Source organism: Psychrobacter sp. M13 (assembly GCF_030718935.1).
Taxonomy (GTDB): Bacteria; Pseudomonadota; Gammaproteobacteria; order Pseudomonadales; family Moraxellaceae; genus Psychrobacter; species Psychrobacter immobilis_G.
The window spans coordinates 1797675-1819007 of record NZ_CP132194.1 but is presented as its reverse complement, the minus strand read 5'-3'; the positions used below and the strand labels follow the sequence as shown (position 1 = coordinate 1819007).

The window sequence follows — 21333 nt, the reverse complement described above, 5'->3', positions numbered from 1 at the left end:
AGTCAAATAGTAGAAGTAGGAAAAAGACAGCGATGAAAATTATATTAATGCGTCATGGTCAAGCAGGAGACTATACTCACCCTGATAGTGCCCGTCAATTGACCGACTTTGGTCACAGCCAAGCAGCGCAAACAGCGGACTATATTATCGGCAACTATCAGCCTGATTATTTTGTGGTCAGTCCCTACGTTCGAGCGCAGCAGACGCTAAAACAATTACAAGCGATTGCACCAAAAATACCTGTTACTATACAAGATAATATTACTCCAGGTGACGACGCTCGTGCAGCGTTGGCGGCGCTTAGCCGTATCGAAGCTGAGTGTCTGATAGTGGTCTGTCATATGTCGATCATTGCGCATATTGCCAGCTTGCTCACAGGAATAAGCCCAGAGAGCTTTGCACTAGCAGAAGCTCGGGTATTTGAGATGGATTTTGTCATGTCAGGTATGGCAACCGAGATTGATCGCTTTGTACCTGAGCAGCCTTAGCCTTAATAATAGCTAAGCTTAACGTCACTGTTTTTGCGAGCTCTTTACTTCGTTAGTTTATTCATTGAGGATGTGCTTAGTGTTACAGGTATGGTTGAGAGCGCAGCACAGCTCGCTGGCTGTCTGGCAAGTAGAGACAGGACAATGGCATATTGTCGATGGCTGGCAACAGCTGCATGATACTTATGTTAATTCTAATGGTATCCATTCTAGCCATAGAGCCAATAGCAATAAGGCGTTGTGTCTGTATTTTCCCACTAGCCATATGTTGCAAGTTGACACTCAATTGACTAGCGCGCAGCTTAAGCAGCTAGGGAGTACAGGCAGACAATATCTGTTCGAGGAGACGTCACTGACGCCGATTGAGCAGTTGAGCGTAAAGCAGATTAATCAGACCAATGCCTCTTATCTGTATGCCTTAGCACAAAACGATATCGAAACTTGGCAACAGGGTGCAGCTTTAGCGGGGCTAAAAGTCAGTGCTTTGCTTCCTGATTTTCTGTTATTACCGACCCCTAAAGAGGGGGCAGGGCAGCAAGTTGCCCTCTATCAAGATGCAGATACTACCTTAGTGCGTCAGGCGGAGTATCAAGGGCTTGCAGTTAGTTATCTACCGTTACTATTTGAGCGCCTGCCACAGCTAAGCGAAGTGTGTAGCTTGCCAGCTATTAGCGATACTACTCACGACATAAGTGGCGAGACATCAGATAGTAACTATATTGACAGCAACTATATTGACAGTAACTACATTAATAATGTCACCGCTGAGACAGCCACCCTTATTAGCGATCAGCAGCTGCTATTGACACCATTAGCCATTAGCCCTCAACCTATTGCCTATCCTGAACGTCATACGCTTAACTTTTTTGTCAAGACCTCAGACACTAAGCTATCCCCTTATCTACGCATAACTCTAATGGTCGCCTTATCAGCACTAGTATTACAAATGGCGGCAGATGGCTTGCAGTGGTATCGTTACGATGCGGCCGCCAGCGCTACTGAACAAGCGATTGCAACGCAGTATCAGTCTTGGTTCGTTGATGAGCGCTTAAATCCACGGACAGGGCTTGAGGCGCAGATGCGTGACAAGCTGCGTACTGGTGCTCAAACCTCGCCTTCTATGGCAGCTTTAGCGCGTATTTCTCCCTTGATAAAACAGTCCTCCTTGCAAGCACAAGCGCTGACTATACAACCAACGAGCTTGAGCTTTACTATCATAGCGCCCGATCGCGATAGTTTAGATAAATTCGCCAATACTTTGAACGAGCAAGGGTTAAGTGCCAGCCTACAGCGGGTCAATAGTAGCGAGCAGGGGCAATTTAGTGGTCAGATTACGGTTAATATCGCAGACAACGCAGTAAATGAGGCCGCAAATAATCAGCCTGCTGCTAGGCTCAGCGCAGATTCTTAAATTAAGATAAGATTTGAACAAGGCTACAGGATGAGTATATTAAAGCGTCGCAACAATAATGCATCTGCAAGCTCTGCAACTGCTCGTACCAGTGGCTATCAAGATTTGCTATGGTCACGCTGGCAAGCCCTGTCCGCGCGCGATCAGCTGGCTCTGAGTGTCTTATTAGTATTTTTACTATTATTCATTGGTGGGTTTGGTGGCTATACACTGTATCAATCCGCCAAAGACAGCAAAACTGAGTACCAGCAGCAAGTCACCGACTATTTTTGGTTACGCTCGCAAGCGGGTAATATCGATAGCAGTGCGATCAATAATAACAATAATGAGGGTACAGCGCAGCCTGCGGCTAGTCGAGTTAGTGCTCTACTCAATGGGTCAGGTATCAATGATGCGCAAGTCGTCGCGGCTGGCGAGTCAGTGCAATTAAGTTTTGCCAATAGTAGTCAAAGCGTGGTCAGTAATGCGCTCGGTCAGCTTGAGCAGCAAGGCTGGCAGTTTGATCAATTGACGATGCAACAAGATATAGCGACTAAACAGATCCAAGTACAAGCTACTATTATTAACTAATGCTAATGAGCATTGAAGTGGTTTATCTTGAAAACGCTCAATAATGCCACAATAAAACAATGATAAGGTTCAAAATACTTTATTAGGCGTGTCTTAAAGCTTTTGAGCAAAAACGCTGAGTGGTTGCCGCCTATTATGGATGCTTACTATGAACGACCCTTTAAATAATAAAGCTGATAACAATGACGATACTAACAATAGTCAGCGCCACCAAACGCAAATCACTGAGCCGCCTCGATTCTTTGCTGACTCTGATATACAGTCGCAATCGAGTTATGATTTAGCACAGCAACGGCAAAGTAATAGCATGAGTGATAGTCAACAGCGCACGCTGACTGCTTATAATCATATTACTTACTTGTTATATGTACTGAGCTATTTTACCGCTGGGTTATTATGGGTCGTGCCTATTGTGATGAATTACATCAAGCGTCACGATGCGGATAATACTTGGCTGGCAACTCATTTTGATTGGCAGATTAAGACCTTTTGGTACAGTATTGTCGGTTTTGTCATTGGTACTGTCATGTTGTTATCCGCTTTTGGTGTACTAGGTATAGGCACGCTAGCCAACAGTAGTGGCATGACTTATGGCTCGATGGCATTGGGCGGCTTTGGAGTATTCATTATTGGTATTACCGTTATTTGGCACTTGTACCGTATTGTTAGAGGCTGGATTGCTTTGACTGATAATCGTCCAGTGCCTTAACTGCTCAACATGAAACTTTAGTGTTATCTCTATTAAGCTGATATAATCGCAGCGATTGCCTTTATAGGTTAATTTTACTTGTATTGTCCTATTACTCACCATTAATTTGGATTGATTTTTGCTATGTCTTACGCCTTACTGCGTCCGTTATTATTTAAGATGGATCCTGAAAACGCTCATGATATGACGCTGGCTTTGCTTGAAAAAGCTCATAAAGCGCGTGCTTTGGGCTTGGCTTATGGTCAGCACATGCAGCCGACCACTTGTATGGGTCTGCAGTTTAATAATCCAGTAGGCTTAGCAGCAGGGCTAGATAAAAATGGTGACTATATTGATGCGCTTGCCGAGTTAGGATTTGGTTTTATTGAGGTCGGTACAGTCACCCCAAAGCCGCAATTAGGTAATGATAAGCCGCGCCTGTTTCGACTCAAGCAAGCCGATGCTATTATTAACCGTATGGGCTTTAATAATCATGGCGTTGAGCATCTGATCGAAAACGTTAAACACTGCAAATATAAAGGCAATATAGGTATTAACATTGGCAAAAACGCGAGCACGCCTGTTGAGCAAGCGGCTGATGATTACGTGTATTGTTTAGAGCGCGTCTATCCCCACGCCTCCTATATTACCGTCAATATCTCCTCACCTAATACTGAGAATCTACGCGATCTACAAAGCGGAGAGGCACTTACTCATCTATTAGACAATATCAAAAACCGCCATAGTCAGCTGGCAACTGAGTACGGCTTTTATGTGCCGCTGGTGCTAAAAGTCGCACCTGATCTAGAGCCTGAACAAGTTGATTATATCTCCCAGCAGCTATTAGACTTTGAGATTGATGGACTTATAGCCACTAATACCACTTTGAGCCGTATAGGGGTGGAAGATCTGCGCGACGGTGATCAAATGGGCGGTCTATCAGGGCGTCCTGTCAGTCATACTAGTACCCAAATATTGCAACAGTTCTCCGATCAGTTGGGTGATAAAGTTGCACTAATTGGGGTTGGTGGTATTGATAGTGGCGACAAAGCGGTTAAAAAAATAAAAGCGGGCGCAGAATTAGTACAGCTTTATACGGGGCTTATCTATCGAGGTCCAGGTCTAGTGCAATCCTGTATTCAGGCTATCGGTGGCTATTACGATGCGATGGATAGCGATGCAATAGATGATGACAAAAAAGCCGGTAATATGATAGATAGTGATGCAGTGGACATGAAACCAAATGAACAGTAATGAAGTAGTCAAAATAATAGGACGCTGTTTATGAGTGGCATAGATATTGTCATTGCCGTAGTGGTGTTAATTGGCTTATGGCGCGGCTTTCAAGTCGGTTTGATTAAGACAGCCGTTGGTCTAGCGGGCTGGTTTATTGCTTTGATTGCGGCGACTCGTCTGGCAAGCTATATTGCCCCGCAGCTATCCGCTATCGTTGAAAACCCCGTATTACAAACCGCTCTAGCTTTTTTAGTCGTAGTGATTTCTATATTAGCCATCATGCATCTGCTCGCCTTTGTATTCTCAAGTGCGCTCAAAACTTTGCGTTTAGGGGTAGTAGATAAGATGGCGGGCGGCGTATTAGGCGCTGCCAAAAATGTACTAGTTATCCTTGTCATTCTCAGTATCAGCGCGCCACTATTAGTACAAATGCCGCAGTGGCAAGCTTCAGTGATTGCTCCTGAATTATTGCCCTATGCACCGATGGGCAAAGAGCTGGCTAAAGATATGCTAGGTGCCGCTTGGGGTCAGATCAATCAGTCATAAACAGCGTTTTAAAACACTGCCAGTTACTATTATTACGTTAGTCATTATTATTACGCTTCAACCGTGTTAGATTAGCTTTATCTCATTATCACTATTTGCTTAAAACAGGATATACCTATGTGTGGAGTTGTCGGCGTTGCCGCTCATGAACCCGTTAACCAAGTTCTTTATGATGCCCTCACGATGCTACAGCACCGTGGGCAAGATGCAGCAGGTATTGTGACGCTGCAAGATGGCCGCTTGTATTTACGTAAAGAAAATGGCATGGTTCGCGATGTGTTTATGAACCATCATATGATCAAGCTAGTCGGTAAATTTGGCATCGGTCATGTCCGCTATCCTACTGCGGGTACCTCTAGCAGCGCCGAGGCGCAGCCGTTCTATGTTAATTCTCCATACGGTATCACTTTGGCGCACAATGGCAACTTAACTAATGCTGAGAGCCTTGCCAAATCACTATATGTAGAAGACCGTCGTCATCTTAATACCGATTCAGACTCTGAAGTTTTATTGAATGTCTTGGCTCATGAGATGCAAAATTTAGATAAAACTCATCCAACCGCTGTGGATATTTTTTCAGCAGTGACCGCTGTCTATAGCCGTATCGAAGGCGCTTATGGGGTAGTAGCCCTCATTACGGGTCATGGTTTATTAGCGTTTCGTGATCCTAATGGTATTCGTCCGCTAATCTTTGGTGAGCGCTTAGCCGCGAATGGTGGTACAGAATATATGGTCGCCTCTGAGTCGGTAGCCCTGACAGGTTGTGGCTATACTATCATCCGTGACGTCAAGCCAGGTGAGGCAATCTTCATTGATCTAAATCATCAGCTGCATACCCATCAGTGTGTTGAGCAGCAAGAGTACACACCGTGTATCTTTGAATATGTGTATTTTGCTCGTCCAGACTCGATCATGGATAATATCTCTGTCTATAAATCACGTCTGCGCATGGGTGAAAAACTAGGACAAAAGATCATGAAAGAGTGGGGCGAGGATCACGATATCGATGTGGTCATTCCTATTCCTGATACCTCGCGCACCTCAGCGATGGAGCTGGCGCTACAGATGAATATTAAGTACCGCGAAGGCTTTATGAAAAACCGCTATATCGGACGTACCTTTATCATGCCAGGTCAGCAGCAGCGCAAAAAGTCAGTGCGTCAAAAGCTGAGTGCTGTGCCATTAGAGTTCAAAGGTAAAAACGTCTTGCTAGTCGATGATTCAATCGTCCGTGGCACGACTTGTTATGAGATTATTCAGATGGCCCGTGACGCGGGCGCGCGAAAGGTATTCTTCGCTAGTGCCGCGCCACCTGTTAAATATCCTAACGTCTACGGTATTGATATGCCTGTACGTAGTGAGCTGATTGCTTCAGGTCATAGCGTCGAGGAAGTCCGTAAAATTATCGGTGCTGATCGCTTAATCTTTCAGGATTTAGATGACTTGATCGATGCGGTAAAAGATACCAAGCATAGCCGTGTTGAAGGCTTTGATTGTGCCGTATTTAATGGCTGTTATATCACAGGTCAGATCAACGAAGCGTACCTTGATCATTTGCAAGAGCAGCGTAGTGAAACGGCTAAAACAGGCAAGAAGGGCATGCAAATAGTCGCGGACACCCCAGTCGATATGATGGGTGTTGAAGAGATCTAAGCGTTTAGATATAAAAGTTTTGATAATAAAAAAAGCTGGATTCTATGTGAGTCCAGCTTTTTTGTGTTTTAAAAGAATGGCCTCTAGATTTGAGTTCTTTAATAGTCGTGAAATATGCGGGGCTTGGGTTATCGTTCTTTAATATTTAGCTTCACGCCTCGTCCCTCGGCAAAAGCTGTGCTTCGTTGTTTCCTCGCTCACCCTCGGCAAATTCAGCTTAGTCCTTGAGTAAAGCGTAGATACCATGAGAAAAAGCAAGCTTAAAAGCTCAATTTTTATGTAAAGCAGCATTAAAAGGCTGTTGGTTTTTGAGAACCGCTTGAGCGATGGATAGAATCTTTCGCATCAAAGCGACGATCACCACCATCTTAGGTTTGCCATGACTGTTTAAGCGAGTGACAAAGCTTTGATAAGCACCATTTTTATACTTGCCAAATGCGAACCCCATAGCAGGCATATACAGCACCTTTCTAATTTCGGAATGACCAATCTTAGAGATACGAGGCTTCTTTTCAACAGAGGTTCCTGACTGATGAATCATAGGAGTGAGACCTGCAAAGCTTGTCGCTTGTTTTGCCTTTTTGAACTTAGACCCATCGCCTAGATAGGCAAGTAGCCAAGGCACAGTGAGCCTGCCAACAGCGGGTATAGAGGCTAGAAGCTTGGCATTACGTTTGAGCGTCTCATCAGAGGCAATAAGCTCATCTATAGTCGCTTGAATCAAAGTGATTTCAGATGCTAGAAAGTCAAGTGTTCGCTGACAGGATGCTATAGCATCACAGTCTCTAAGCATAGTTTTACGCACCTGTTCAGATTGATGCTGGCACTTTAAATGCTCAAGCTGACGTAGCTTTAGCAGCAAGCCTCGCTCTGCTTCTTTAGGGGGTAGCCACGCTTGTGGCTGCTCTTTGGCACAATAGCGAGCAATAAGCTTAGCATCAACGATGTCACTCTTGCTACGAATGTTAAGACTGCTCGCATAGCCTTTAATGCATTTAGGGTTGATCACACTAACGGTAATACCTTTAGCGTTTAGGTAATATGCCAGTGGTTCCCAATAAACGTTAGTCGCTTCCATCAGAAAGCGCAAATCTGAGGGCGCTTTGTCGAGCCACGATAGTAGCGAATCAAAGCCTTGGGCAGTGTTATCAAAGCTTAAATGTTGATAGTGGGTGTTGTCGATGTATAAAGCGGCATCAAAGCTCTTGCATGAGATGTCAATGCCAATATAATAAGTATGATCCATAGTACTCTTAAACCTTGTAGATTCGGGCTACACGACTGTGTGCCTAGGATACCATTCGAGATGTGTGTTATGGATTGTCGGCATAGGCTTTATCTACGTTACAGGTTTTAAACCTAAGGCTGGGTTCAACTCTATGCCGACAGTGCCTCCATTAGTGTACGCTAATAGTGGCACTTTTTATCATACAAGGGTGGGTTAGCGATAGCTTAACCCACCAAATCTATAATTCAAACATTCAACAGTGGGTTACGTCTTGTCTGCGAGAATTTGACAAAATATTTTATGCTTACTGTTGTAAATAATATTTTATTAAATTGATTAAATAAGTTATAAGTACATAGCCTTCCAAAAGTTTTGTTTATCTAAAATCCAGTAGACATCTCTATCTGAAATGTAATAGCTAAAGTCTCCATTTGTTGCTAACCAATTATCGTAAGAAACCGAACTTTCAGGACTCAAATCATAGTCCGTATGTAAATATATTTGACGATCAAAATTGATATAGTATCTTGGAAGTCGTGATTTTATTTTATTAATGTCATGGAAAAGATCGTCTTCAATCACGTTATTATAAGATAAACCATATTCAAGCTTAGAATAAATATAATTTAGATTCTTTGAAGAAAAGTCATGACGAATAATTTCATTTAAATCGGATTTTTCTAAAATTATTGTTTCTTCTAATGCCAAATACTGATTGAAATTTTTCTTATTTAACTTGGATATACCACCTCTTGAGTTTTTTAAACCGTTATTAAAGAGTTCCAAGGTGATGTAACCTTTATCAAGTAAAGCTTTTGCTTCAATCTCTTCGTCTAGTTGATAATGATATTTACAATCTAAGATCCAATAACTTATATCGTTGCAAACGAGATATGCGATAGATTTCTCATTTAACCATAGGTCTTCGATTACTTTTTCAGTCAAAATAGACATTAGTATTTGCACTACTCCAAATATTGTTATTTATTTAAAACTATTAACTCAAAAGAGTTTTATTGAAATATAGAAGCCCAAACCTTTAGCAATTCTAAAGCTTTGCTATTTTTATGTTTAGATCGTAGGCTAGATGAAGCTACCAACAGCTAACTAATAATAGCTACGTTCATTTTATAGCTAAATTAATATTTTGATCTATATAAACTAATCTATTAGCAACGCATTGATGAAAATACAAATATAGAATCAATCTAACTCATTACCGAAGCACTTATAAATATAAGTAGCGTTGAAGAGCGGGATACGTTCAATATACTTTATTAAAAGGTTGATACAACATCTCAAGCTATTTATGGTTCAGCTACCCAAAAACCGCTCAAACACCCAAAGCAAACCATTTAATGCAGCGATACCAACGACCATGCTGACCAGTAGCTGACGGCTGACATGATAGACGAGTAATACCAATCCCAAAGCGCCTATTTGTGATAATAATAAATGTAACTCTGGACTATCAATGCGAGTGGTTATATTTAAATCCAGATAACTCATACTGGTTAGAATCAGTAAGACCATCACCGATAACGGTAAGCTCTCGTTAAGACGATGTAGCCAAGGCTTGTCGAGTAACTTCTGAGGTATCAGCGCAGGTATTGCACGAGTAATAAACGTCACAGCTGCCATCGCAAAAGTTGCCAAGATTAAATAACTACTTGTCATTTGCTAGTCCTCGCTTTTTTAGCCACTTTTTTTAACCAAAATCCACGTGCTAAAATCATTACCATACAGATAGCAATCGCCACGAGTAATAACCAATCACTGGTAAATAGGGAGGCGATAGCTAAGCTAATAACGGCTATGATAATTGGGAAATATCGTTTAATCATTTTAAATTGCTCATAAGCCAAAATGGCAAATAGACATACTAAAGCAAAGTCCAAATTCGGCACTAGATCATTCAATGCGCTACCTATCATTACCCCAATTGCACTTGCCAGTACCCACCAGCTTTGATTAAATAGACTAATCGGCAACATAAGCGCTCGGCGCTCGTTGACAGGCAAGCTGGTCATCACCGAAAAGGTCTCATCGGTGAGAGCAAATAAGCAGTAAGTCTTAGCGAGCTTTTGCGTCGGCATGGTTTGTAATAAAGGCACGGCATAGAACACATGACGCAGATTAATAGCAGCAATATTAGTCGCCATACTTCCCACAGGTAAGCCCGCACTCAGCATCGGCAAACAAGCATATTGCGCGGCTCCTGCATACAAAACTATGCTAAGCATAATCGTCGCCCATATAGGCACGCCTGCCACTTGCGCCAACACGCCAAATGCGATGCCAGCTGGTAGGTATCCCATGGCGACAGGAATGCTTTTTTTGAAGCCTTGTGCCCATTGAGTCGTCTGTAATTGTACTTGCGAATAGGTTTCCACTTGATATCCTAGGTTTTAGCGTTCTATATACTTATTATTTTATCTAAGCCGAAAATTTGCTATTTTCATGACATCTTTGCTTAGCTTTACTCTCAATTTTTATGAGGAATGGCACAGCCATTATTGGTCAGGCTGCAAAATCTCATAGCTGCCTGTGCGCTGTGCTCGATATAGATATACCCCAAGCACTAGCATGCGCAAGATCAAAATACACCAGACACTGAGCCAAATACCGGTCATATCATAACGCTGATAAAGCAGCCAGCTAATCGGAAAAAAGATAGCCGCCCATATGATAGCCGCATTGCGAATGACACTGCCTGCGGTCAAACCAAAAAATATCCCATCCATCCAATATGCGCCAACGCCTATCAGCGGTAATAAAATAGCGTAATTTTTATAGGTGTTCGCCAAATCAAAGACCTCACTAATATTAGTCATCATTGTCAAATAACTAGGTGCTGCAGCCCACCAAATCAAGCTGAGCACTAGAGCAAGTCCATAGCTGACGATACCTGTGCGTTTGACGATGATAGCAAAACGCTTCCAATCACGGCGACCTGCTGCTTGACCGGTCAAGGTTTCAGCAGATACCGCTACGCCGTCTAATGCAAAAGCTGAGATACTCAGTATCTGTAATAAAATAGCATTCGCCGCCAGCACTAAATCACCACTCTGCGCTGACAGGCGAGTCATCCAAGCGAAGCTCAATGTTAAGATCAGCGTACGAATAAAGATATCTTTATTCAGCATAAATAGCCTAAGCATTTTAAAGCGAGTAAACTGCTTTGGATCAATAGAGAACAAGGCTTGCCAATTGATGCTTAAATGTTGGCGACTGAGCCATAACGCTAATACGACACCCAGCCAAAACGCAATAGTGGTGCCTAATGCCACACCGACCAAGTCCATCTGTAGACCATAAACAAAAAACAAGGTCAAAGTAATATTAGCAAAGGCGATAAAGCCTTGTTGATAGAGCATATAGCGGGTCTTGCCTTGCCCTGCAAACCAGCCAATAAAGGCAAAGTTCATTAATTCAGCGATGACGCCCCAAAAACGCACATCTAAATAAGTCTTGGCAGCCAGACCACTGGCAGGATTGGCTGATAAAGCTTGCAAGCCATAATCAATTAGCCAAGGCTTTGCCAGCAGCAATACCATGCCAATAACAAAAGCCAGTAGTAGCGCTCGCTGCAAAATAGGTAATAGGGGAGATTGCGATTTTATAGAGTTTTCTACATTATTCTTATTATCGTTTTCATAATTGCTGTTCGCCAGTTGTCCGAGTGCCTGCGCAGATAATCCCGAAGAAGCATATTGCAAAAAGTTAAAGCTGACCAGTAATAGCGACAGTAACTGAATAGCCAAACCCATGCCAGCCAGCTTCGCTGCGTCATTCATATTACCAACGATAGCCGTATCAATCACACTTTGCAGGGGCACTGCCAAATTAGCCAACATCACAGGCACAGCAATAGCAATGATACGCTTATAGCGAGTATCAATAGGAGTAAGAGTGTTAGGTGGGGCAACTGGAGTCATGAAAGAATCGCTTGTACTAGTATACGAAGAGCGGCATACAAAAGCAGTATGCACAAAACAGCAAAAAGATAAAAGCACCTAACGAATAGGTGCTTTTATAGAGTGTTTATAAGACGCTGCAAACATTAGCAACGTTTTACTGGATTATTATAACTACTCTTGCTCAAACATTTTTGGGTCATTGAAAGTGACGATTTCTTCTTCAAACTCAGGTTTTACTTTTACAACAAAGTCATCACGCGATAGACCCATTGCCAATGGAATAGAGCTGGCAATATAAGTTGAAGAATAAGTACCCGCAAGCAGACCAATAAATAGCGCCACTGAGAACCAATACAAGCCGTCACCGCCTAAGAACATCATAGCCAGCACGACTAATAGTACCGTCGAGATGGTCATAATAGTACGACGCAAAGTCTCGGTCAATGAGAGATCAAGGGTTTGACGCGGGGTGATGCCTCGTACACGGCGGAAGTTCTCGCGGATACGGTCGTAGACGACGATGGTATCATTCAATGAATAACCAATCAGCGCTAAGATAGCCGCTAGTACGGTCAAATCGAAGGGGAAACCAAACAGCGCAAAAACCCCGATAGTCACGATAGCGTCATGGAATAGCGATAACACAGCACCTAATGCTAGTTTGAACTGGAAGCGTAGCGCGACGTAGCCGAGCATACTGACCAGCGCTAAAGCTAGCGCCATTAATGAGTTGAGATAAACCTCATTACCGACCTGACTGCCGATAATATTAACGTTGGTGATTTCGACTTGATTATTAGGTAACGCTAAGGCGTTTTCAAGATTGGTATTTAAGCCACTGATATCATCCGCTTGTGGTGGCAGGCGAATAAGCAGCTCATCTCGCGTCCCTAAGTACTGTACGACCGCATCATCAAAGCCATTATCTGCAAGCGCTTGCACGACAGCAACTTGCTCAACAGGCTGCTCGTATGCTACATCAGCTGAGACACCGCCCGTAAAGTCCAGACCGAAGTTAAGACCGTTAACTGCAATAGCGATGATACTACCAATCACCAAGATGATAGATAGAATACCCATCGGCTTCTCTATACTCATAAACGGGATAATACGCTGATTACCAATCGCTTTGATACCGCCCTCAGCTTGTGCCGCTGCGCTCTCCTCCATACTATCCATGCTATCGATAGGCTCATGCGTTGCTGCCGGTGGCTGTACTGCTAAGCTATGGGATGTTTTTTCACCGCGCTTTTTGCTTTTAGTAGTGTCAGCCTTGACACTAGACTTATTAGTCTGAGTGTTACTGCCTTTGCCATCGCGGCGTGGCTTATTACGGCGGCGGCGTGCTTTTTCTTGTGCCGCCTCATTGCCACTATTGGAACCACCACCTGAGCTATTAGAAGTCGGTGTGTTGTCCTTATTGGTAGGGCCTTTTTGTTCGATCGCCATAATATTCTCCTAACCGATGCTCAGACGTTTGATTGATTTGCGCTTACCATAAGCAATTTGTACTAGCGCTCGAGTGACCAAAATAGCGGTAAATAGCGAGCTGACAATACCAATAGCTAATGTAATTGCGAAGCCTTTGATCGGTCCCGTACCAATGGCAAATAGAATAAAGGCGACTAGCAAAGTGGTGATGTTGGCATCAAAGATACTACTAAAGGCGCGATCAAACCCTGCGCTGATCGCATTCTTTGGTTTGATACCATTTGCCAGCTCTTCACGTATGCGCTCAAAGATCAGCACGTTAGCATCGACCGCCATACCGATAGTCAGTACAATACCTGCGATACCAGGTAAGGTGAGTGATGAGCCTAAGATAGACATAATGGAGATTATGATAATAACGTTGACTGCCAAGGCGATATTGGCAATGACGCCAAACACCCGATAAAAAATAATCATAAAGGCAAAGACTAACAGGTAACCTACTTGAGTTGAGAATAAGCCTTTATCGATATTCTCTTGTCCAAGTGATGGGCCAATGGTGCGCTCTTCAACAAAATACATCGGAGCAGCGAGTGCGCCTGAGCGTAGGAGCAGGGCAAGCTCAGCAGCTTCGGCACTACTATCTAGACCTGTAATACGGAAGGAAGAGCCTAATACCGCCTGAATATTAGCGCGGTTAATGACTTTAGTCTCAGAATACGGCGTACGTATCTCCGTGATTTCACCTGTAGTTGGATCTTCTTCATAAGTAATTTTTTGCTTATTTTCAATAAACAATACCGCCATCTGATCGCCAACACGCGTACGAGTCGCGTTTTGCATCAGCTTACCACCGGCACTATCTAAAGTAATGCTAACCTCAGGCTGACCACTTTCTGGATCAACATTGGTCTGCGCATCAGTGACTTTCTCACCGGTAACAATAGCTTGGCGCTCAAGCAGCACGGGCGGCCCATCAAGAGTCTCAAAGGGGAACGCCTCAGTACCTGCAGGCGGAATACCCCCTGTAAAGTTCTCAGCATCCTTGGCAACCATTCTAAACTCGAGATTGGCAGTACGGCCCAATACCCGCTTGGCTTCAGCAGGATCTTGAATCCCTGGTAGCTCAACAACGATACGGCTAGCACCTTGTGACTGTACGAGCGCCTCAGCAACCCCAAGCTCACTAATACGATTGCGCAAAGTATTTAAGTTTTGATTGACCGCGTAGCTATTGATCTCATCTAATTTGGCATCGTTATATGCCATGATAAGGGCAGGGCCTTGCTCATCGATTGATGACTGTAAGCTAAAATCATTACCCATAGCGCCTTGCAAAATATTTTGCGCGCGATTACGGGTATCCGTATCAGCGAAATGCAGAGCGATAGTTTGCCCTTCAGTCTTAATCCCTTTGACAGCGACACGCTCAGCACGCAAACTACTACGCGCTTCACGGCTTGCATTATTCAAACGCTGCTCTATGGCCTCATCCATATCTACTTCTAAGACAAAACGTACGCCACCGCGCAAATCAAGTCCTAGTTTCATCGGTTTGGCACCGATATCACGTAGCCACTGCGGAGTCGTTTGCGCTGAATTGAGCGCGACTACGTAATCATCGCCTAAGTTCTGTATCAGCACCTCTCGAGCTTTGAGCTGAGTAACTGAATTATTTAGACGTAGCAGAGCGCTATTGCCCTCAAAACTACCGTCTATATAACTCACGCCAGCATCATCGAGCAGGCTTTGCGACTGAGTCAACACCCCCTCAGACAGCTGAGTGCCAGCCGCAGCACTAGTGATCTGTACAGCGGGCTCATCAGGATAGAGGTTGGGCGCTGCATAGAGACCAGCTACTATGAGCACGATGACGATAACGAAGTATTTCCAAGCGGGATATTGCATAATCACTTCTTTATGTTAATAAAATACTGGCGATGCAGGCCACAAGTAAGCAGAAAATGACCGTAAATCTTTAACGGTCATTTTATAAATTTTTATATTGATACGCTAGATTGTCTTGACAATCTAAACGCTTTCAATAGTACCTTTAGGCAGTACTGAAATCACTGATGCACGTTGTACTTTGACATCAGTATTATTATTCAGGCTTACAATGGCGTAGTCGCCTTCTAAAGATTTGATGCGGCCCATAAGACCACCCGCAAAGATAATTTCGCTACCTACAGTCAAAGCGCTGACCATAGCACGATGCTCTTTGGTGCGTTTAGACTGTGGACGAATGACTAAAAAGTAAAAAATAGCAAAAAAAGCTACAGGTAGTAAGATTTGACCAAATAACGAAGCGCCGCCGCCAGCAGCCTCAGCGGCATGGGCAGATTGGATAAAAAAGCTCATAAATTCTCTCAGTAAGTCGTAGATAATAATAAAATTAGACGCATAGTAACAAAATTTCTTAGGCTTAGCATTAGTTAATACTAGCGCATAGGTATATTTTTGCGATTGGCGCTGTTGTTTTTGAGCTAGGCAGATATCTTGCAAGTTCGATAAGCGCTATCGCTGTCATGAATGATTTAATATGGCGATTTAAAAACTAAAGTATAATGGCAAAAATCTACGAAAATAAACAGTAGTTGCCCATACAAATTATTGTTAAACAGCTTTATCAATGCTACTATCGAATCATTAAAAACCTTATGTTTGATACCCCGTATTTAATATTTTGTGTTTGATGTTTTTTCTAAATTACCTTTTATTCTTCTCATAATCTTTAGGTTACTTACCCTTGCTCCCCAATCCTATGTTTACACCTTGCTTATCTCATTCGTGCGCCTCTGAACAAGAAGCGCCTGCAGAACCTCCGCCGATGAGGTTTGCCTGCCATCTTTATTTATCCGATTATTTTCATAGTAAATCTGCAAGGCTTATGTCTTATGCTTTACTATTGATATTCTTGATACTACCTTATCCTGCTTTTGCTGCTGAGACTTTAACTGAACCGACCACTGCCAATGTATTATTGCTCATTGGTTTTGTCAGTATGGCTATTGGTCTATCTTTTGTCTGTTCCATGGCAGAGTCTGTATTGCTGAGTATGACGCCATCGTATATTGCTGATGTGCAAGAGAGTAATCCCAAAAAAGCAAAAATGCTTAAGCGCCTAAAACAAGACAGCGTCGATCAGTCTTTGGCCGCTATCTTAACGCTTAATACTATCGCCAATACTTTAGGCTCTATTGGCGCTGGTGCGCAAGCGACTATCGTTTTCGGTAGTGCTTGGTTCGGGCTGTTTTCAGCGTTAATGACCTTAGCGATTCTTACCTTTTCTGAAATTATCCCCAAAACTTTAGGCACAGTCTACTGGCGTCAGTTAAGTGGACCTGTCGCATACTTTGTGCGCGGGATTATTATTGTCTTATATCCGCTTATTTGGCTGTCTGAGCGCTTAACTAAGCTGCTGGTCGGTGGTAAAGATACTAATGTGTTTAGTCGCCGTGAGTTTGCAGCGTTAACGAATATTGGTGAAGAGGCGGGTCAAATTGATCCGCTTGAGGCGCGTATTATTCGTAATTTATTAGCTTTTGGTGCGATAAAAGTCGAAGATATTATGACGCCGCGCTCGGTAATGCTGGCGTTTGAGCAGACTAAGACAGTCGCTGAGGTGATGGTTGATCGACCTAAACTAACCTTTTCGCGGCTACCTATTTATGATGGCGATTTGGATAACATTACAGGATTTGTGCTCAAGACGGACATGCTACTCGCCAAAGTAAACCATGCGATGCATAAGCCCTTGACCCAGTTTGAGCGGGAAATTAGCTTTGTATTCTCGAAGATGAAGCTGTTTGATCTACTAGAGCTAATGCTAAAAAACCGCATTCATATCGCTATCACCGTCGGTGAGTATGGTGAGGTCAAAGGACTCGTTACTTTAGAAGATGTGTTCGAGACTTTATTAGGGCTTGAGATCGTTGACGAGATTGATCGAGTTGAAGATATGCAGGCGCTCGCACGGCAGATGATGGATAGACGAGTTGAGCGCTTGGGTATGAAACTTAGTGATGATGAAGAGCATGAAAAACAAAATAATGAGGCTAGAATGTAGTTTTGACTTTTAGAGCCTAAAGGCAACTTTCATTTTATTTTATGATAAGACTATTATAGATGTATAAACTTTATTATAAGTTATTATAAGAAAGGCATAAGCGTGTTATATCAATACTCACACAGGGTGTTACATGGTTGTGATAAATTAATGATACGCTAAAGCTAGGCTAAAAAAACGGCTAAATAATTTGTATTAAGATTTAGGAATAACTATAACCTAAGGTCAGTTAAATCTTGAAATATAAATATTTAATGCTGCATGCTTAACCACTATTATTGCTAAGGATTATAATGAAAAAACTATGGGAAAAAGGTCTATTCGCTTTACTCATTAAAAGTACCAGTATCGTTGCCCTAGCAGCGGTCGCCAGCACTTTTGCTATCAGCGCGCAAGCGGCGACTATGACAGATAGCTTAGTTCAGAATTACTCATCTGCCATGAAATCGGCTGCCAACAGCAAAAATATTAATCAAGTGGCACGTTTGGTGTCTGATGACGCGCTGATTTCTTTATCTAGAAAAGGCAAATCGACTAGTTTAGACAAAGACGCCTACCTAAAACTGCTACAAACAGGCTGGAATCAAACGTCCAATTATCGTTATGAGATTAGCATTAATAATATCGTGACGACTGGTGAACAGGCAAAAGCCAATGTGACTACGACCGAAAGCTGGGTCAAAGATGGTCAAGATGTCTCGTTTGTTACTAATTCACGAGTCACCTTAACGGTAGCCACCGGCAATGCGGTATTACTTAGAGCAGTATCACAAGTGACCATTGATTAATTATCGATTGATTAAAGGCAACTCAAAGCAGTTGTCATTAGAGTAGATATGATAGCCTGTGACAATTGATGTCGGGATAATCATCTTACTCATTACTAAATTAAAATTTAATTCAATATCTTTAGCTAGTTATGGTTTTTAGCTAGCATTGCATACTATACTACTGATTAAGCTACTCATTAAAAAGTGCTATTAGATAAGCCGTTTAGTTTCTTATACAAGTTAACCGTACTCGCTGCTAGGAAATATCAATAATTATGTCTACTGTGTCCTCCAAATCTCGCTCATTCGTCGCATTACCTTTGACGCTAGTTATTTCAACGCTACTCATTAGCGCCTGTAGCAATACCTCGACTGTCAGACAAGGTACGATCTCCAAACAGGCACCAGTAGTGACCAAGCGCCCTGTTGGTCAACCACCAGTGGTGACTCAGCCTACCGCCAATACAGGCACCGATTATTCAACAGCCTATCTGGATGCTGATAGCCTAGATGAGCTGGCGGATTTGCTTGAAGCCAGTGACATGACGATGGTTGAGGGCAATAAGCTTGCCATTCAACAGTACGGTGATTTATGGAGTCGTCTGCGTGCAGGCTATCGTATGAATGGCGGTCAAGCTACCTATAATCAACGTATCGAAGGTCAAAAGGGCTGGTTTACTAGCAGACAAGACTATCTAAATCGCCTTACTGCCCGAGCAAGTCGTTATCTTTATCATACAGTACGTGAGGCTGAACGTCGTAATATTCCAACTGAGTTGGCGCTATTGCCTGTCATTGAAAGCTCCTATGACCCCAGTGGAACTAGTAGCGCAGCTGCGGCAGGATTATGGCAGTTTATTCCCAGTACGGGTCGCATCTATGGTCTTAATCAGAGCAGTACCTATGATGGTCGTCGAGATGTCATTGAGTCAACACGAGCCGCTTATGACTTTTTGACCGCTCTGCATAATCAGTTTGGCTCATGGGAGCTGGCATTAGCGGCTTATAATGCAGGCCCTGGTCGTGTCCAAAAAGCAATAGACGCCAATGCAGCGCAAGGCTTACCGACCGACTATTGGTCACTCAGATTACCAACAGAGACGATGAATTATGTGCCGCGCTTTTTGGCAGTAGCTGAAATCGTCGCTGATCCACAGCAATTTGGGGTTTACCTGCCAGCTATCGCCAACCGTCAACATTTTCGCAGTGTGCCTGCTAATTATGGCGTCAGCTTAGCTGAGGTATCACAGGTGACGGGTGTCAGTTATGATGAGCTAGAAAGGCTTAATACCGCATTGACCTCTTCTCGTGTTGACTCGTCAGGTCCGCAGCGGGTGATTATTCCTAATGACGTTGATCTCAATGTCGATGCAAAGTTGAGCAGCCTAAGAGGTAATGGTAGTAGTAATGTGATTGCCTCAACGACACCTGGCAGCGCCTCAAATAATACACCAAGCTATAACAATCAGCCTTATACTAGCTCCTCACTGCCTTCTACTGGTGGTGGACTAGCGGAGTATGCTTCGAGCGCCAGCGTCCCGCAGCAAACGACGAGTTATATCTCACCGACTCAAGCGCCGACCAGCAGTTCAGTGTATAGCAGTAATGCGTCAGTCAGTAGTGAGCCGCCGATCACTAGCAGTGAAACCAATAAAATCAATGCTGAACTTAAGAGCAGCAATAGCTTGCCGACGACCTCAGCACAGATAACCCGTAATAATACTATTACCCAAGAGCCACCACTAAGTGCAGCTGAGCGTGACTTTATTGCTCAACAGATTCAACGGCAAACGCCTGAGCAGCGCGATATCGTTAGCGCCGTCGACGGTAATATTAAGCTCTCAGCAATCCAAACCCAGCAGTCTATCTTAGAGGCTAGTGGTAAAGAGAAAAAAATAACCTTTTCAAATAAAGCTACCGATAAGCCAAAACCGCAAGGTGAACGCTCTACTTATACGGTAAAGCGCGGTGATACCTTATCTAATATTGCTACCCGAGCTGGCGTGAGCTGGCGTGATATTGCAGAGTGGAATCAGATTGACGCCAATGCCAATTTATTATCAGGTAGTACGCTGTATTTATATAATGCCAAAACCATTGAGCCTATAAGCAGTACTAGCGCTACAACAGCCAGCCAGCCTGAGAGTTACGTCGTACAAGGTGGTGATACGCTTATCGGTACCGCCAATCGCTTTGGTCTATCGGTCACTCAGTTGGCCAGCTATAACAATATAAGCAGCCGTGCTGATTTACTCAGAGGGCAAAAGTTATGGTTGATTCCGGGCAAAGTAAAAGCCCCTGTTAGCACGCCAGCTGCCGCTCCAAGTAAGCCAAACATAGCAACCAAGAACTACAAAGTGCGCTCAGGTGATGGACTTATTGCCTTAGCAAAACAGTTCGGTATTTCGACCCAAGCACTAGCGGGTCTTAACGGTATCGGTGCTAGAGATTCCCTATATGTAGGCCAGACTCTAAAAGTCCCTGCTAATGCTGATACGAGTGTGACAAGTAGTAACTCAAGCAGCAGTAGTTCAAGCAGTGCCAGCTCAGTGGCGACGAGCTCTTACAAAGTAAAATCAGGCGAAACTTTGATAGGTATTGCCAATAGCATTGGGGTGAGTGCTGAGCAAGTAGCGGCGGTTAATAGTAGCTTTGATGCCAACGCACGTCTGCAACGCGGTCAAACGATAAAAGTGCCAGCGTCTAAAGCTCAAGTAGATATCAAGCTCAATGACAAGCCTGTCAGCTACAAGATTCAATCAGGTGATACCTTAATTGGGGTGGCCAATCGTTACAAGATTGGCGTAAGTGACTTGGCAGCAGCTAATAATCTAAGCACTAACTCAAACTTAATATTAGGGCGCAGCTTGACTATTCCTGCTAATGGTAGCGGTGGTTCATCATCTAGCAGCAGTACGAGTAGCAATACCAGTAGTAATAAAACCAGCACCTCTAGCAGCAGTAATGGCAAGAAGCTAGGCAACACTGAAAACTACAAGGTACAATCGGGTGATGGTTTGATTGCTTTAGCAGCGCGCTTCGGCGTATCTGTGCAGGACTTAGCAGCAACTAACGACATTGCGGCTAATGCACAATTGCAACGCGGACAAACCCTCAAAGTTCCTAAAGTTACCGTTAGCTATACGGTAGGCTCAGGTGACAGCTTAATTGGACTGGCACGTAAGTATGGTGTCTCAACCAAAGAGCTGGCTGATATGAATAGTATTGCAGCGGATACTATGCTCCAGCGTGGTCAGAAGCTAACGGTTCCTAATCGTTAATACTGTGTTTTAAAGCGATTAGCACTAAAAAGGCGACTCTAT

At 43.5% G+C, this 21333-nt stretch carries 17 protein-coding genes and 1 pseudogene; 10 read left to right on the top strand and 8 right to left on the bottom strand.

From position 1 onward, the window contains the following. The first annotated feature begins 32 nt into the window (after positions 1-32). The 7 genes and pseudogenes from Q9G97_RS07600 to purF all read left to right on the top strand — a co-directional run bounded on the left by Q9G97_RS07600 (position 33) and on the right by purF (position 6592). Positions 33-488 (top strand): histidine phosphatase family protein, encoded by a 456-nt coding sequence (locus Q9G97_RS07600; RefSeq protein WP_305898313.1) that lies wholly within the window; start codon positions 33-35, stop codon positions 486-488. A gap of 79 nt (positions 489-567) precedes the next feature. Next, positions 568-1899 (top strand): type II secretion system protein GspL, encoded by a 1332-nt coding sequence (gene gspL, locus Q9G97_RS07595; RefSeq protein ID WP_305898312.1) that lies wholly within the window; start codon positions 568-570, stop codon positions 1897-1899. A gap of 30 nt (positions 1900-1929) precedes the next feature. Further along, positions 1930-2469 (top strand): type II secretion system protein GspM, encoded by a 540-nt coding sequence (gspM, locus tag Q9G97_RS07590; RefSeq protein WP_305898311.1) that lies wholly within the window; start codon positions 1930-1932, stop codon positions 2467-2469. A 148-nt stretch (positions 2470-2617) separates the two neighbouring features. Further along, on the top strand, positions 2618-3178 hold the full coding sequence (locus tag Q9G97_RS07585) for a hypothetical protein (protein ID WP_305898310.1): 561 nt from the start codon (positions 2618-2620) through the stop codon (positions 3176-3178). Between the two features lie 123 nt (positions 3179-3301). Next, a pseudogene (locus Q9G97_RS07580) lies at positions 3302-4333 on the top strand (quinone-dependent dihydroorotate dehydrogenase); the annotation flags it as partial. A 108-nt stretch (positions 4334-4441) separates the two neighbouring features. Beyond that, positions 4442-4939 carry a CvpA family protein gene (locus tag Q9G97_RS07575; RefSeq protein ID WP_305898309.1) on the top strand — a complete coding sequence of 166 codons (498 nt, stop codon included), beginning with the start codon at positions 4442-4444 and terminating at the stop codon, positions 4937-4939. Positions 4940-5056: 117 nt separating this feature from the next. Beyond that, the gene (gene purF / locus Q9G97_RS07570) at positions 5057-6592 is read left to right on the top strand and encodes an amidophosphoribosyltransferase (RefSeq protein WP_305898308.1); all 1536 of its coding nucleotides are present in this window, start codon (positions 5057-5059) and stop codon (positions 6590-6592) included. A gap of 268 nt (positions 6593-6860) precedes the next feature. Here purF and Q9G97_RS07565 read toward each other — a convergent pair whose 3' ends face one another. The 8 genes from Q9G97_RS07565 to yajC form a co-directional block, all read right to left on the bottom strand. Beyond that, positions 6861-7838 carry an IS110 family transposase gene (locus Q9G97_RS07565; RefSeq protein ID WP_305898307.1) on the bottom strand — a complete coding sequence of 326 codons (978 nt, stop codon included), beginning with the start codon at positions 7836-7838 and terminating at the stop codon, positions 6861-6863. 327 nt (positions 7839-8165) lie between these two features. Continuing rightward, complete coding sequence (locus Q9G97_RS07560; protein ID WP_305898306.1) at positions 8166-8774, bottom strand: hypothetical protein; 609 nt, start codon at positions 8772-8774, stop codon at positions 8166-8168. A gap of 360 nt (positions 8775-9134) precedes the next feature. After that, on the bottom strand, positions 9135-9497 hold the full coding sequence (locus tag Q9G97_RS07555; protein ID WP_305898305.1) for an AzlD domain-containing protein: 363 nt from the start codon (positions 9495-9497) through the stop codon (positions 9135-9137). Further along, a complete protein-coding gene (locus Q9G97_RS07550; protein ID WP_305900299.1) occupies positions 9494-10138 on the bottom strand; it encodes an AzlC family ABC transporter permease in 645 nt (214 codons plus the stop codon). Before Q9G97_RS07550 ends, Q9G97_RS07555 begins: the two co-directional genes overlap by 4 nt. Before the next feature lie 195 nt (positions 10139-10333). Continuing rightward, positions 10334-11758, bottom strand: coding sequence for an MATE family efflux transporter (locus tag Q9G97_RS07545; protein WP_305898304.1), 1425 nt, complete (start codon positions 11756-11758; stop codon positions 10334-10336). 153 nt (positions 11759-11911) lie between these two features. Beyond that, positions 11912-13189: a protein translocase subunit SecF gene (gene secF, locus Q9G97_RS07540; RefSeq protein WP_305898303.1), complete on the bottom strand. Its 1278-nt coding sequence runs from the start codon at positions 13187-13189 to the stop codon at positions 11912-11914. Between the two features lie 9 nt (positions 13190-13198). Next, on the bottom strand, positions 13199-15079 hold the full coding sequence (gene secD, locus Q9G97_RS07535) for a protein translocase subunit SecD (RefSeq protein ID WP_305898302.1): 1881 nt from the start codon (positions 15077-15079) through the stop codon (positions 13199-13201). 123 nt (positions 15080-15202) lie between these two features. Beyond that, positions 15203-15532 carry a preprotein translocase subunit YajC gene (gene yajC / locus Q9G97_RS07530; protein WP_201569118.1) on the bottom strand — a complete coding sequence of 110 codons (330 nt, stop codon included), beginning with the start codon at positions 15530-15532 and terminating at the stop codon, positions 15203-15205. A gap of 697 nt (positions 15533-16229) precedes the next feature. On the opposite strand from yajC, the gene Q9G97_RS07525 reads away from it, so the two are divergent. The 3 genes from Q9G97_RS07525 to Q9G97_RS07515 all read left to right on the top strand — a co-directional run bounded on the left by Q9G97_RS07525 (position 16230) and on the right by Q9G97_RS07515 (position 21291). Next, positions 16230-17240, top strand: coding sequence for a CNNM domain-containing protein (locus Q9G97_RS07525; RefSeq protein WP_371747936.1), 1011 nt, complete (start codon positions 16230-16232; stop codon positions 17238-17240). 293 nt (positions 17241-17533) lie between these two features. Then, positions 17534-18028: a hypothetical protein gene (locus tag Q9G97_RS07520; protein WP_305898301.1), complete on the top strand. Its 495-nt coding sequence runs from the start codon at positions 17534-17536 to the stop codon at positions 18026-18028. A gap of 257 nt (positions 18029-18285) precedes the next feature. Further along, the gene (locus tag Q9G97_RS07515) at positions 18286-21291 is read left to right on the top strand and encodes a LysM peptidoglycan-binding domain-containing protein (protein ID WP_305898300.1); all 3006 of its coding nucleotides are present in this window, start codon (positions 18286-18288) and stop codon (positions 21289-21291) included. Positions 21292-21333: the final 42 nt, after the last annotated feature.